The organism is Rahnella sp. AN3-3W3, assembly GCF_003263545.1.
GTDB lineage: Bacteria > Pseudomonadota > Gammaproteobacteria > Enterobacterales > Enterobacteriaceae > Rahnella > Rahnella variigena.
In genome coordinates this window covers 22526-36089 of the sequence record NZ_JYDG01000073.1, presented here as the reverse complement: position 1 = coordinate 36089, position 13564 = coordinate 22526, and the positions used below count along the sequence as shown (strand labels likewise).

The 13564-nt window shown below is 53.8% G+C and carries 11 protein-coding genes; 5 read left to right on the top strand and 6 right to left on the bottom strand.

Features of this window, described 5'->3' with window-relative positions; all coding sequences use genetic code 11:
* Positions 1 to 77: 77 nt before the first annotated feature.
* The 4 genes from UC15_RS19020 to UC15_RS19005 form a co-directional block, all read right to left on the bottom strand.
* The gene (locus UC15_RS19020) at positions 78 to 572 is read right to left on the bottom strand and encodes a DUF2501 domain-containing protein (protein WP_112290149.1); all 495 of its coding nucleotides are present in this window, start codon (positions 570 to 572) and stop codon (positions 78 to 80) included.
* A gap of 89 nt (positions 573 to 661) precedes the next feature.
* Entirely contained in the window at positions 662 to 1591 is a 930-nt protein-coding gene (locus tag UC15_RS19015) for a LysR family transcriptional regulator (RefSeq protein WP_112290148.1), read from the bottom strand.
* 48 nt (positions 1592 to 1639) lie between these two features.
* A complete protein-coding gene (locus tag UC15_RS19010) occupies positions 1640 to 2620 on the bottom strand; it encodes an alpha/beta hydrolase (RefSeq protein WP_112290146.1) in 981 nt (326 codons plus the stop codon).
* Positions 2621 to 2785: 165 nt separating this feature from the next.
* Positions 2786 to 4204 (bottom strand): NarK family nitrate/nitrite MFS transporter, encoded by a 1419-nt coding sequence (locus UC15_RS19005; protein WP_112290145.1) that lies wholly within the window; start codon positions 4202 to 4204, stop codon positions 2786 to 2788.
* A gap of 358 nt (positions 4205 to 4562) precedes the next feature.
* Here UC15_RS19005 and narX point away from each other — a divergent pair, with 358 nt between their 5' ends.
* Both narX and narL read left to right on the top strand, forming a co-directional pair.
* Entirely contained in the window at positions 4563 to 6353 is a 1791-nt protein-coding gene (gene narX / locus UC15_RS19000; protein ID WP_112290143.1) for a nitrate/nitrite two-component system sensor histidine kinase NarX, read from the top strand.
* Positions 6350 to 7000, top strand: a complete 651-nt coding sequence (gene narL, locus UC15_RS18995) for a two-component system response regulator NarL (RefSeq protein WP_112290142.1) — start codon at positions 6350 to 6352, stop codon at positions 6998 to 7000. Before narX ends, narL begins: the two co-directional genes overlap by 4 nt.
* 83 nt (positions 7001 to 7083) lie before the next feature.
* On the opposite strand, the gene UC15_RS18990 is transcribed toward narL, so the two are convergent.
* Positions 7084 to 8577: a YchO/YchP family invasin gene (locus UC15_RS18990; protein WP_112290140.1), complete on the bottom strand. Its 1494-nt coding sequence runs from the start codon at positions 8575 to 8577 to the stop codon at positions 7084 to 7086.
* 424 nt (positions 8578 to 9001) lie between these two features.
* Between UC15_RS18990 and UC15_RS18985 the strand changes: the two genes are divergently transcribed.
* Genes UC15_RS18985 through UC15_RS18975 form a run of 3 tightly spaced genes read left to right on the top strand, consistent with a single transcriptional unit; the run spans position 9002 to position 12762 of the window.
* Complete coding sequence (locus UC15_RS18985) at positions 9002 to 9751, top strand: gluconate 2-dehydrogenase subunit 3 family protein (RefSeq protein ID WP_112290138.1); 750 nt, start codon at positions 9002 to 9004, stop codon at positions 9749 to 9751.
* Between the two features lie 15 nt (positions 9752 to 9766).
* Complete coding sequence (locus tag UC15_RS18980; RefSeq protein WP_112290136.1) at positions 9767 to 11530, top strand: GMC family oxidoreductase; 1764 nt, start codon at positions 9767 to 9769, stop codon at positions 11528 to 11530.
* The gene (locus UC15_RS18975; protein WP_112290135.1) at positions 11527 to 12762 is read left to right on the top strand and encodes a cytochrome c; all 1236 of its coding nucleotides are present in this window, start codon (positions 11527 to 11529) and stop codon (positions 12760 to 12762) included. The genes UC15_RS18980 and UC15_RS18975 overlap by 4 nt, the downstream gene beginning before the upstream one ends.
* Before the next feature lie 102 nt (positions 12763 to 12864).
* On the opposite strand, the gene UC15_RS18970 is transcribed toward UC15_RS18975, so the two are convergent.
* Positions 12865 to 13284, bottom strand: a complete 420-nt coding sequence (locus UC15_RS18970; protein ID WP_112290134.1) for a hypothetical protein — start codon at positions 13282 to 13284, stop codon at positions 12865 to 12867.
* Positions 13285 to 13564 lie beyond the last annotated feature (280 nt).

Below are 13564 nucleotides of genomic sequence, written 5' to 3'. Positions count from 1 at the left end.
GCCGACGCCCACGACCTTGAAGTTGAAGTTGAAGTTGAAATTTAAGTTAAAAGCCGCCATTGCAGCGGCCTCTGCAATCAAATAAATGATTTCGCCTGCTTCAGCACCACATCACACGCTTTAGTTTTTACTTTCTCTTTCACCTGCGTCAGGCCGCTGCCGAGATTATTCAGATCCACACTCTGATCTTTACCGGTTTTCAGTAAACCGCCCAGCCCTTGCTGGTAATCCTGACTTTCAGCACCCGCTGCTGTCTCAATGCCAAGTTTATTAAGAAGCTGGTCTTTCACGTTTTCAGTGCTGGCTTTGGAAAGCACATTGTTCTTCACACAATACTGCAATACACCAGCGACGTTGTTCGCGCTGGTCGAGGTCAGTGCGCTGTCGCCGCCGCTGAGCAGGGAGGTCAGCGAAGAGGTGGTACCCGTTGAACCGGTTTTGCTGGTGCCATTCTGTCCGTCGCTGGCAGCCTGCTGCAGTTGTCCGAGAAGATTATTTGAGGCCTGTGCGCCTGCCGAAAGCAAAATACCCGCAGAGGCCATCGCCAGAACAACCGCTTTCAAAGTTTTCATGTCTTACTCCATCCATTTCACATAAGTATTGCGGCAAATCTTGGGCTTAAAGTTTCATGACATCAATAGGAATACCGGAGAGAACGTCTTTATTGCGCCATATTTGATGACTTGTTAAGCGCCTGCTGCGCCAGCCAGACACCCGCTGCCGTGAAGAAGTGCTGCGCCAGCGGCGTTGCCCTTCCCCCTTCGGCGACCACCAGCGCGGCGTGGCGGCTCATCGGCGTGATATCCAGCGGACAACGCTTCAGCGCAGGATGCATTTCATCAATCAGATGCCCGCGCGGTACCAGCGCACAACCGATGCCAACAAACACGCCCTGCATCAGCTGAAAAATCGAAGTGCTTTCCAGCGTCGGATGCAATTCCAGCCCGGACTGGCGGAAGAAATTATCCAGATAACGACGGAAATAACGGCTCGGTTCAGACAGACATAACGGCAATGCAACCGCCTGTTCGGCAGTCATCAGTTCAATGTCCTGCAACTGCGGGAAATGGTCCGGGTGATACACCACGTCAACGCCGCCGTCATCGAGCGGCACCAGCTGGAAACGCAGCTCATTTAGCGTCGAGAACTCAAAGAAACCGATCCCCACATCTACAGAATGACTGCTCAGCGCTTCGATCAGCTGATCGGCGCTGACTTCCGAAACCCGGTAATCCAGCCCCGGATGCGCTTCGCTGACGGCTTTGATCAGTTGCGCCAGTGACACGCTGCATTGCGGCATGACGCCGATACGCAAGGTGCCGCTCATGCCCTGTTTCAGCGACTCAACTTCCAGTTTCAGCCCTTCATAGACGGCGACGATTTCGCGTGCCCAGCTGAGGACGCGCAGCCCTTCAGCGGTAAAACCTTCAAAGTTATTACCGCGATTGATCAGATTAAGGTCGAGTTCTTTTTCGAGGTTCTTGAGACGCATCGACAGCGTCGGCTGGCTGACAAAGCTGGCTTCCGCCGCCCTGCCAAAATGCCGTTCGCGCTCGAGGTTACAGAGATAGATAAGTTGTTTGATATCCAATTTAGTGTCTGATTCAGCCGGTAGTTTTGCCTGATTGAGTGTTGCCTATTATAAGCCAAAGTCATGGGTATGACGCAGCGGATTAAAACCGGCTAAGGCATCCTGACGCTGTTTACGGGCACGGCGGGCCAGAGCATACGCCGGATCGCCATTGAAACCGTGGAATCCGCCCGGATAAATGCTGAATTCTGCCGGCACGCCAGCGCGGATTAACCGGCGAGCATACTCAATATTCTCATCCAGGAATAAATCAATCGAACCGACGCCAATCCAGGCCGCAGGCAATCCGCTGAGATCTTCCGCGCGGGCAGCGGCTGCATAATATGAAACATGCGGCAAACCCGCTTCATGCCCGAGATACGCGTGCCAGCCAAAACGATTATCCTGACGCGTCCACGAGAACTCGCCGGTGACCGGATTGGGGTTGGGATCGGTGACGGTACGGTCGTCGAGCATCGGGTACATCAGATTCTGAAACGCCAGCTTTGGGCCACCACGGTCGCGGGCCAGCAATGCCAGCGACGCTGCCAGACCGGCACCCGCGCTGTCGCCCATGACACCGATATGCGCAGAGTCGATGCCAAGTTCATCTGCCTGTGCGGTCATCCAGATCAGCGCGGCATAGCAGTCTTCCAGCGGACCGGGGAAAGGTGTTTCCGGCGCAAGACGATAATCTACCGAGACAATCACGCAATCCTGCTGCGCCGCCGTCGGCCGCGTCAGCGGGGTCGACTGTTCCGGACTGCCAAGTACATATCCCCCGCCGTGAATATGCAGGATGCCCATCCGCCCTTTGCGCTCATGTTGCGGCGAAATCACCAGCACACGCACCACCGGCGCATCTTCGTCGCCTGAAATGTGATGTTGAGTCACCGTCACCGGCAGACCGTCATCCTGTGACAGACTTTCCAGAGCCGCGGCCTGACGCTGCTCACGCATGGCGGGTAAATCGGAGGCTTCAAGCACGCGATCCGGCATATCTGCCAGCAACGGGCGAAGCTCTGGGTCTACAAGGTGGGCAGTATTCATCGCGGATCCTTATCAGAAATGATTTATCCCGTTATTTATAACCCCCTGCGCCGTTTTTAAAAAGTCTGAATCGTTATGGCTTATACCTGATTAGGTTCAGTATTTACTGTTGTCCAGAATATAAAAAAGGGGCCGAAGCCCCTTTCCTCATTTAGCAAAGTGCGATTACTTATTGCTTTGTTTGGTCGCAAAACCTTTGTTCAGTTTGCGCCAGTACACCAGCCAGGTGATCAGCGCACAGACCACGTAAAACACCAGGAAGACTTTCATCGCGCCAGCCGGTGAACCGGTCATTGCCAGTGAAGTACCGAACGCTTTAGGAATAAAGAACCCGCCAATCGCGCCGATTGAAGAGATAAAACCGAGCGCGGCAGCAGTATCCGTCACCGCTTCACGCAATGCTTCATCATCACTAGCACCGCGTGCTTTAGCCTGATCGGTAGTCAGTTTACGGAAGATCACCGCAATCATCTGGTAGGTGGAACCACTGCCCAGACCGGCCGTCAGGAACAGCACCATGAATACGGCGAAGAACGCCGGGAAGTTACCGCCCACGCCGCCAACCGGCAGGGTCAGGAACAGCAAGCCCGCGAAAATCGCCATCACAATGTAGTTCACCAGCGTCACGCGGATACCGCCGAGACGGTCAGACAACATGCCACCCGCAGAACGCGCCAGCGCACCGAAGAACGGGCCGAAGAAAGCGAATTGCAGAATGTTAATGTCAGGGAACTGAGTTTTGGTCAGCATCGCAAAACCGGCGGAGAAGCCGATAAAGGAGCCGAACGTTGCCAGATACAACACACTCATGATCCACAAGTGGCCGCGCTTGAGCACCGGCAACTGCTGGCGGATTGACGCTTTGGAAGACGCCAGATCATTCATGCCGAACCAGGCTGCAATCGTACCGATCAGCAGGAAAGGCACCCAGATCCACGCCGCATTTTGCAGCCACATGTCTGAACCGTTCGCCAGCGTTTGTTTGTCACTGAACGCCGCGAAAACGCCAAGGGAAATCACCAGCGGAGCAACCAGTTGCATCACGCTCACGCCCAGATTGCCCAGACCGCCGTTGATGCCCAGTGCGCCGCCCTGCTTCGCTTTCGGGAAGAAGAAGCTGATGTTGGACATGCTCGAGGCGAAGTTTGCGCCACCGAAGCCGCACAACAGCGCGATGATCAGGAAGACGTTGTAAGAGGTGCTGGTATCCTGCACCGCAAAGCCCAGCCATGCACATGGCAGGATCAGGAAAACGGTGCTGATTGCAGTCCAGCGACGACCGCCAAACAGCGGGATCATAAAGGAGTAAGGTACGCGCAGCAGTGCGCCGGAAACTGACGGGATCGCAGTCAGCATAAACAGCTGATCGGTAGTGAAGTTAAAACCGACTTTGTTCAGATTGACAGAAACCAGGCTGAACAGCATCCAGACACAGAAACCCAGCAGCAAACAGGGAACAGAAATCCACAAATTTCGGCTGGCCACTTTATGCCCGGTCTTTTCCCAAAATTCCGGATCTTCCGGACGCCAGTCCTGCAAAAGGCGGGACGGTTTTTCCGCCGGTGAAGCTGATGTATGTGACATGTTTACCTCGGGTGGCAACGCATTGTTGTTGTAATGATTAAGTTATGTCGCACACACTAGGTAGAGCCCCGCCTCCCGATGTTGATACAAATCAACGCAACAGCAGGTGGATCATGGCCTAAAATTGACCACAAATCCTTTATGAGTATTCGGCGAGTTTCCAATAAACTGCTATTATTCATAAAGTTGATAATAAGATCCCTGCCCCATTTTTACCGGCACGCCCCGCATGGAAATAAGGGAGTAATCATAAAGAGGTATAGGGAAACGCCCTGTGATCATAAAAAATGCCCACTCCGTACAGGACTGTGGCGATCCACACTTTTCACTATCCCGATAAATTCCAGGAATTCTATTCATGCTTAAACGTGTTCTGCCTTCTCTTTCGCTGGTCAGCCAGACAACATTACTGATGTTGCTGCTCGGCCTGCTGGGTATTGGCGGAATGAGTATGGCAGCGTGGATGGCGGGTAGTATCGAAGGCAATGCCCACGCGATTAATAAAGCCGGTTCGCTGCGTATGCAAAGCTACCGGTTGTTGTCCGAAGTGCCGCTTGAAGGGAAAAACACCGCGTATATTCGCCAGATTGAAGCCGATCAGAACAGTATTGATTTGCTGCAGGCGGTAGAGCGCGAAAACCTGCAACCGCAGTTCCAGGCACTGCGCAATTACTGGCAAACAACGCTGCGGGATCAGATTCTGACCGCGAAGCATCCGCAAGACGTCTCGGCCAATATCGCAGTCTTCGTGGGTCAGCTTGATGTGCTGGTCGCCGAACTGGAACATAAAACTGAATACCACTTACAGCAGATTTCGCTTATCCAGCGCGGTCTGGTCGCTGTAACACTTCTGCTGCTGGCGCTGACCATCTGGTTTCTGCGCCGTCATTTGCTGGCCCCGTGGAGAAGTCTGCTCTCGCAGGCCAGTGCCATCACCGCCGGTGATTTCAGCCATCGTTATCAGCGCAAACGGGTTGCCAATGGTGATGCACATAACGAAATGGATATTCTCGGCGACTCGCTGAACAGCATGTCCCTGGCGCTGGCGGAGTTGGTCGATAATCTGGCGCAGCGCGTGGCGGAGAAAACCGCCGATTTACAGCAGAAAAATCAGATGCTGGATTATCTGTATCGCGTGAGCCGTCAGCTTCACACCAGCGAGCCGCTCGAAGCGCGAATGGAACCGGTGCTGAAAGAATTGCAGTCGCTGACGCCGCTGAGTGGCGTGCAACTGCGGCAATACGAAAATAACAGCGCCGAAGTGTTCAACGAATTCAGCAATGCTTCACCACGTCAGCCTGTCAGTCCGAAAGTCGGGGAACATGCAAATGACGGTGGTGAGTCTTTAAGCTGGAGTCTGCGTGATGAACGTGAGAATTATGGTGTGTTACTGGCGCAACTGCCGCCGGGCAAGAATCTGAATGATGCACATCAGCAACTGATAAGTACCCTGCTTGAGCAACTGACCAGCACGCTGATGCTGGCGCGTCAGGCCGAACATCAGCAACAGCTGATGCTGATGGAAGAACGTTCGGCAATTGCCCGCGAGCTGCATGATTCTCTGGCGCAGTCGCTTTCCTGCCTGAAAATTCAGGTCGCCTGTCTGCAAATGCACGCCGCTGCTTTCAGCGAAGAAGATCAGAATGTGCTGCAACAAATGCGCGATGAACTGAGTACGGCTTATCGTCAGTTGCGTGAATTGCTGACCACGTTCCGCCTGACGCTCAATACTCCCGGCCTGCGGGCTGCGCTGCAACATACGGTCGATGAATTCTCACGCCGCATGGGACTGACGATAGATTTTGATTACCAGATCCCGCCGCGTTCCGTGCCGGCCAATCAGGGCATTCACCTGCTGCATATCGCCCGTGAAGCGCTGAACAATGCCTATAAGCACGCTAACGCCACGCAGGTTTCGCTTTCACTGCATTGCGTCGACGGTGAAATCACGCTGCGCATTTGCGATAACGGCGAAGGTATTTCGCCGAATGTTGAACGACAAAATCATTATGGTCTGATCATCATGCAGGATCGCGCCAGCACCTTACACGGTAAATGTCGGGTTGCCCGACGCCCGGACGGCGGCACAGAAGTGACAGTCCGTTTTCGTCCGGAAGCACTGCCCATTAATCCCCAGGAGCAAGTATGAACGACATGACCCCTTCCACTATTTTGCTGATTGACGATCATCCGATGCTGCGCAACGGCGTCAAACAGCTGATTGCGCTGGATACCAGCCTGAAGGTGATTGGCGAAGCCAGCAACGGCGAACAGGGAGTGGAACTGGCGAAACAGCTCGATCCCGACCTGATCTTGCTTGATCTGAACATGCCGGGCATGAACGGCCTTGATACGCTCGACAGTATGCGCCAGACCTCGCTTTCCGGCCGCATCGTGGTGTTCAGCGTTTCGAATCATGAAGATGACGTGGTGACGGCACTTAAACGCGGTGCAGACGGCTATTTACTCAAAGATATGGAACCGGAAGATTTGCTGACGGCGTTGCACAACGCCGCCGCCGGGAAAATGGTGCTGAGTGAAGCCCTGACGCCAGTGCTGGCCGCCAGCCTGCGGGAAAGCCGTCCGAGCGGCGACCGCGATATCCAGTCTCTGACGCCGCGCGAGCGCGATATCATCAAACTGATCGCAGAAGGTTTGCCGAATAAGATGATCGCCCGCCGTCTGAATATCACCGAAAGTACGGTGAAAGTTCACGTCAAACATCTGCTGAAAAAAATGAAGCTAAAATCTCGCGTCGAAGCCGCAGTGTGGGTATTGCAGAGTAATGTGCTTTGACAGTCGTCAGCCTTTAAAACCCCCTCCCAACCTCCCCCTTCGCGCAGGGGGAGGAGCAAAGGCAATTCGCCTTTCTGCCTTAGCTAAAAATTCAGCCCCGCATCGTCGCCGTACTGCGGTTGTGCGGTCAGCGGCGGGGAGACATTGAGCGTAATCCAGTTAGATGTCACTTTCTGGGATTTGCTGTCTTCGACCGTGACGGAAAGCCGGTAGCTGTTGGTCGCACCCGGCGAGTTATCCCACGGCGGCACAATCACACTCCAGCCATCAGGGTTACGGTTATTCGCCGGTGGCGTCAGGCTCAGTGCCTGCGTGTCACCCTGCCAGCTCAGCGCCACGATAGAATTCATCGCACGTAATTGCAGTTTGAGCGGCACTGTTTCGCCCGGCTGCAATGACCACGGCGGCGTGGCTAAAAACACCGATAACGTTTTACGCTGCTTAAATTCCATCACCGGCATGTTATTGCGATCGACCATATCCATCCGGCTGCCGCGCAGCGATCGCGCTGCCGCCACATTCTGCGATGACAACTGCTGAGCCAGCGGCACGCCCAGCCGGTAGTTCAGCGTCAGTTTAACCAGATCCTGATTATCGCCGTCCTGCCCCGCCTGATGCTCCGCCATCACCGTCACCAGCGGAACCGGCGTGTAATTGAGTCCGAACGACACCGCCGACGGATTACTCTGGCGCGTTCCGTTACCAAATAAATCGACCTGATCGCCAAAATACTGTTCGTAACTGAGCGACGCACCCAGCTGGCGATAAAACGGCAAATACCCTTTGGTGGAGATGTCATAACCGCGAGCCTGACGGCGCAACTGCGTTGATGTACTGCTGTCGGCTTTCCAGGAGGACAACGGCTGATAATAATTGGTCGAGAATCGCAGATAGTCTGTCCAGGCTTCCGCACCCAGACTGCCCCGCGTCAGCTGACGATCAAAATCATTGTCGATAAACGCGTTGTAGCCCAGCATCCACGGGCCGGTATTGATGCGCTGCCCTAAACCGAAGTTACCGACCGTAGCGTCAGCCGCGCTTTGCAGACCGATCTGACTGTAGACCAGATTGTTTTCAGAATTGTATAACGGGCTGAAGAGCTGACCGGAGCTGCCATCAAGATTATGCCCGGTCACATCCAGCGTGGTACTGACCGTGCCCAGCGGCGAAAGCAAGCTGCTGGTTTCTTTCTGCACCAGTTTGGCGGCCTGAGTGAGCGCCAGCGTTTCGGCCTGTATGCGCAGCGGATCGTCGCTGTCAGTGGTGGTGGTGCCCAGTTCTTTCAGGGTGGTTGCCAGCTGTTTTTCAGTGGCACTCGGGCCGGTATCATTCTTAATATACTGGCTGCCCAGACTCGGCAGAACATTAGTCTGCGGCGCAGTGCCGGTATTAAACGTTGAATGATTATCGCTGGCCGGCAGGAAACCGGTAAGTTTATAGCTGAGGCCGCCGTATTCGGCAGGGTCTGCCGTCAGCGCACTGGCGCTTACAGCATAAAGAGCAGTTCCCCCTGCGAGAATGGCAGGGACTGCGTAACGCTTCAATAAATCAGAAAAAAAATCTGTGACGTTTGTCATGCCTTACACATTTTACAAGTAATATTTGATCTTACCTCACGAGCAGCATAATTCAACCTTCATGCCACAAAAGGTCACACACTCCTTCTCCTTAAGTGAAATCATTTGAATTCATTTCCTTGATGAATACATGGATGATTTGTCATCAGTTCACAAAATCTCATCTAAAATTACATCGAAATAATCAATTCACACACATTTCATAACATTTTTAACACACTAACCATTTATCTTTACAGTCTGTTTTCATTTATCCTTAGCAGGTTAACGATTTCTGATGCCACCCGACTGCTTTAGCAGAGCGTATCTCAAATCAGAATGGCGTTTCTCCGTGGAAATTTTATCCGCCGGTAACAGGCAGGATCAGCGCCATTCATAGCCAGTTGTTGCAACACATAGCCCTTCTAAAAAACAGGGAACATAAATGAGCAAAAAAACATTGCCCGGTGTGACACGCCGGCAGATTCTCTCGTTCACGGCAGCCTCAGCGGTATTGGGCGCAGCCAAAGCCGCAAACGCAGTCACGCTCAAAGGTACGCCCGTGTGGAGCCCCTTCGATGCGAGTCCGCCACCGCAAATTGACATCGATGGCTGGGCGTTCTTCACCGACGCTGAAGCCGCCGCAATGGAAGCCATCGTTGACCGGCTGGTGCCTGCCGATAATCTGAGTGTGGGCGGCAAAGACGCCGGTTGCGCGGTGTTTATCGACCGCCAGCTGGCTGGTTTCTACGGCACCTACGCCCGCCTTTATATGGAAGGGCCTTTCCAGGAAGGCACGCCGGAGCAAGGCGATCAATCTCCGCTGGTTCCCCAGCAACGCTACCGTCTTGGCCTGGCCGCACTGGATAAATATACCCAGTCTCAGCACCAGAAGTTGTTCAAAGACCTGCCCGGTGACCAGCAGGACCAAATCCTGTCCGGTCTGGAAAACGGAAAAATAGCTCTCGATGGGATCGATTCCAAACTGTTCTTCGCCATTGCGCTGAAAAACACCATGGAAGGATTCTTTGCCGATCCGATTTATGGCGGTAACCGCAATATGGTGTCGTGGAAAATGCTGGGCTTCCCTGGCGCACGCTACGACTACCGCGAATATGTCGGCAAACATAACCAGAAACTCGATCTGGAACCGCTGAGTATTTCGGGCGGCGACGCATGGAAAATGAAAAGCTAAGGGCAGAACAACATTATGGCAAAGAAATTACCTAAAACTGATGTGGTGGTGATCGGGCTCGGCTGGGCCGGTTCAATCATCGCCAATGAATTATGCGACGAAGGCCTCAACGTAGTGGCGATTGAGCGTGGCCCGTGGCGCGATACCGCCCGTGATTTCAACGTGGCCACCGTCACCGATGAATTGCGCTACAACAGCCGTCAGGAACTGATGCTGCGCACCCGTCAGAACACCATCACTATCCGCAACAATCCGGCGCAAACTGCCCTGCCAATGCGCGAATGGGGTTCTTTCCATCCCGGCAACGGCACCGGCGGCGCGGGCAACCACTGGGCGGGGATCACCTTCCGTTTCCAGCCGGATGAATTCCGTCTTAAAAGCCATCTGACCGAACGTTACGGCGCTAACGCTATCCCGGAAGAACTGGTGTTGCAGGACTGGGGCACCGACTGGGATGAAATGGAACCGCATTACGCGTCTTTTGAACGCCTTGCCGGGGTTTCCGGGAAAGCCAGCAATGTGAAAGGCGAACATCATGATGGCGGTAACCCGTATGAAGGAATGCGCTCGATTGAATATCCGACCCGTCCGATGGATCAGCCTTATGGTCCGACGCTGTTTGCTGAAGCCGCGCGCAACATGGGGTACAAAGCATTCCCCGTGCCCTCTTCGCTGATTTCCGAGCCTTACACCAACCCGCTCGGCGTGAAAATGGGGCCATGTACTTACTGCGGTTTCTGCACTAACTACGGCTGCGCAAACTACTCGAAAGCCAGCGCCATCACCACCGTGTTACCGGCGCTTATCCGCAAAGAGAATTTCGAAGCCCGCACCAACTGCGAAGTGATGCAGGTACTGACCGATTCCACCGGCAAACGCGCCACCGGCGTGGTTTACATCGATTCTTCCGGCGACGAGTGGGAACAGCCGGCGGATCTGGTGATTGTCAGCGCATTCACCTTTGAAAACGTGCGTCTGATGCTGCTTTCCGGTATCGGCAAACCGTACGATCCGGTGACGTTAAGCGGCACCACGGGTCGTAATTATGCTTATCAGACCGCCAACGGCGTGCAGCTGTTCTTTGATGACAAAAACTTCAACCCGTTCATCGGCGCAGGCGCCGTCGGTATGGGCATTGATGATTTTAACAATGACAACTTTGACCACAGCGGTCTGGGCTTCTTCGGTGGCGGCAGTATCCGCGTGACGCCAATCGGTGGCGCGCCAATCGGTTACCGCCCTGTTCCGCCGGGAACGCCGAAATGGGGCAGCGAGTGGAAAAAAGCCACGGTCGCTAACTACCTCAGTTCTATGTCGATCGGTTGTGAGGCCAGCAGTTACACCACTAAAACCAACTATCTGTCGCTCGATCCAAACTATAAGGATCGTTTAGGTCGGCCGCTGCTGCGTGTGACCTTCGACTTCCCGGAAAATGACCTGAAGATGGCCGCGTATTGCACCGGTAAAGTCGCTGAAATCGCCAAGGCAATGAACCCGCGCCAGCTGGTTGCTAACCCGATGAAAGGCCACTGGAACGGTACACCGTATCAGTCTTCACACGTAGTCGGCGGTTTTGTGATGGGCGCGGATCCTTCCACCAGTTCCGTCAATAAACACCTGCAAGTCTGGGATGTGCCTAACCTGTTTGTGGTCGGCGCGTCGGCCTTCCCGCAAAACCCGGGTTACAACCCGACCGGCACCGTTGGCGCGCTGGCGTTTAAAGCCGCCCATGCCATCCGTAACTTCTATCTGAAAAAACCGGGAGAGATGATCGCATGAAAAAGTTAACGTCATTCTCACTCGGATTACTGGCATTGAGCGTTTCCGGTCTGGCACATGCCGCGGGTGACGGCTCTTTCGATCAGGTAGAACGCGGGCGTTATCTGGCCACCGTGGGCGACTGCGCGGCCTGTCATACGGCCTCAACGCCGGATGCCAAACCTTTCGCCGGTGGCGTGCCGATTGAAACGCCGTTTGGCCGTCTGGTCGGCGCAAACATCACGCCGGATCCGGAAACAGGTATCGGTAAATGGAGCTTCGACGACTTCCAGCGCGCGATGTCCGAAGGCATCGGTCACGGCGGAAAACGTCTGTATGGTGCGATGCCGTTCACGGCGTACACCAAAGTCACCCGTGACGATAACGCCGCCATCTGGGCTTATCTGCAAACCCTGCAACCGGTGCATCACGAAGTCGAAACCAACCAGCTGCCGTTCCCGTTCAACGTGCGTACCAGCCTGATGGGCTGGAACTGGCTGAACTTCAACAAAGGCGAATTCAAACCGCAGATGGATAAGTCTGCTGAATGGAATCGCGGCGCCTATATTGTTGAAGGCCTGGGACACTGCGGAACCTGCCACACGCCGAAAAATATGATCGGCGGCGATAAAGACAGTGAGTTCCTGCAGGGCGCCGTGGTGGAAAACTGGGTTGCTCCGGACATCACCACCAATAAACACACCGGTATCGGCAACTGGACGCAGGAAGATCTGATGCAGTATCTGAAGACCGGTTCTAACCGCTTCGATATGGCATCAGGCCCGATGGCTGAAGAAGTGACGAATTCTTCACAGCACTGGACGGATGCGGATCTCAAAGCCGTAGCGGTTTATCTGAAAGACAGCGGACACGACAGCGGGAATAAAGCCCCTGCGCCGGTGAAAGCGGAAGATAACGCCATGAAAGCCGGGAAGCACATCTATGCTGACCGTTGTTCTGCGTGCCATACGCCGGACGGCAAAGGTCAGGATGGACTGTTCCCGCGTCTGGCTGATTCCGCGCTGATCAATCAGACCAATGCCACATCGCTTATCCGCGTAGTGCTGACGGGCAGCCGTCCGGTCGCAACGGACAGCAAACCAACGGCGCCGTCTATGCCTTCGTTTGATGCCAACATGAGTGACGCCGATGTGGCGAACGTGCTGACGTATATCCGTAACAGCTGGGGAAATGCCGCTGCGCCGGTGTCAGCCTCAGACGTGAAAGACCTTCGTGCAGAACTGAAGAAATAAGCAGGAAACTGCGCATTCAGCATGATCTGGAAATGAGAAAGGCCGCGCAAGCGGCCTTTCTTTTTACAAGCATCACGTCTTTTTACAAGCATCACGGATAAATCAGTGCCTGGAAGGCATCTGCATAATCTGTACTAACAGATGATCGTTATTCTGACTTAATTGCACCAGATGTTTGCATTCCACTTTAATCGCAGTGAGCTGTTCTTCGGTCAGTGAGTACGGCAGGTTAATATCAATGCTGTACATATTTTGCTGCTCTGCCAGTTCAATCAGCCGGACGATATTGGTTTCATCGCTGACCTGCGTGGACACCACCTGTAAAGCCAGTGCGCGTAAGGCTTCCTGCCGGGAATTTTCTTTTTTAGAGCGGGATTTCAGTACCATGCCGAAGAACGGCATCACACCGTAAATCGCGTCAACAAAGCTCCATTTCTTTTTGCAGGATGCGGACAAATACTCCATATAGTCAAAGGTCGCTTTTTGACTGCGCGCATCAGGTACCAGGCGGTTTTCATTCATCCCCTATTCCTCTTCCTGGTCAGGGTCAATCAATTAGGTAAATCAATCTGTAACGATGAAGATATTCACCTATATAATGGCATAATTCACCGATACTTTGCCAGTCGGTTCGGGTGCTTAAGTTTGAGCAATTATTGCCTGATCAGACAAAATTTATCATTTCAGAATTTATCGAAAGTATTTCGCGTATATGGAATTTACGCCGCAAAACTGACATGTTCTATTACGCTCGCAGGATGGCGTCGCCAGCCGGGTCACGCTATCCTACTCACCGGATTTC

Coding starts and splice junctions, on each gene's coding strand:
- UC15_RS19020 (WP_112290149.1), bottom strand. CDS start 572: ATGAAAACTTTGAAAGCGGTTGTTCTGGCGATGGCCTCTGCGGGTATT.
- UC15_RS19010 (WP_112290146.1), bottom strand. CDS start 2,620: ATGAATACTGCCCACCTTGTAGACCCAGAGCTTCGCCCGTTGCTGGCA.
- UC15_RS19005 (WP_112290145.1), bottom strand. CDS start 4,204: ATGTCACATACATCAGCTTCACCGGCGGAAAAACCGTCCCGCCTTTTG.
- narX (WP_112290143.1), top strand. CDS start 4,563: ATGCTTAAACGTGTTCTGCCTTCTCTTTCGCTGGTCAGCCAGACAACA.
- narL (WP_112290142.1), top strand. CDS start 6,350: ATGAACGACATGACCCCTTCCACTATTTTGCTGATTGACGATCATCCG.
- UC15_RS18990 (WP_112290140.1), bottom strand. CDS start 8,577: ATGACAAACGTCACAGATTTTTTTTCTGATTTATTGAAGCGTTACGCA.
- UC15_RS18985 (WP_112290138.1), top strand. CDS start 9,002: ATGAGCAAAAAAACATTGCCCGGTGTGACACGCCGGCAGATTCTCTCG.
- UC15_RS18980 (WP_112290136.1), top strand. CDS start 9,767: ATGGCAAAGAAATTACCTAAAACTGATGTGGTGGTGATCGGGCTCGGC.
- UC15_RS18975 (WP_112290135.1), top strand. CDS start 11,527: ATGAAAAAGTTAACGTCATTCTCACTCGGATTACTGGCATTGAGCGTT.
- UC15_RS18970 (WP_112290134.1), bottom strand. CDS start 13,284: ATGAATGAAAACCGCCTGGTACCTGATGCGCGCAGTCAAAAAGCGACC.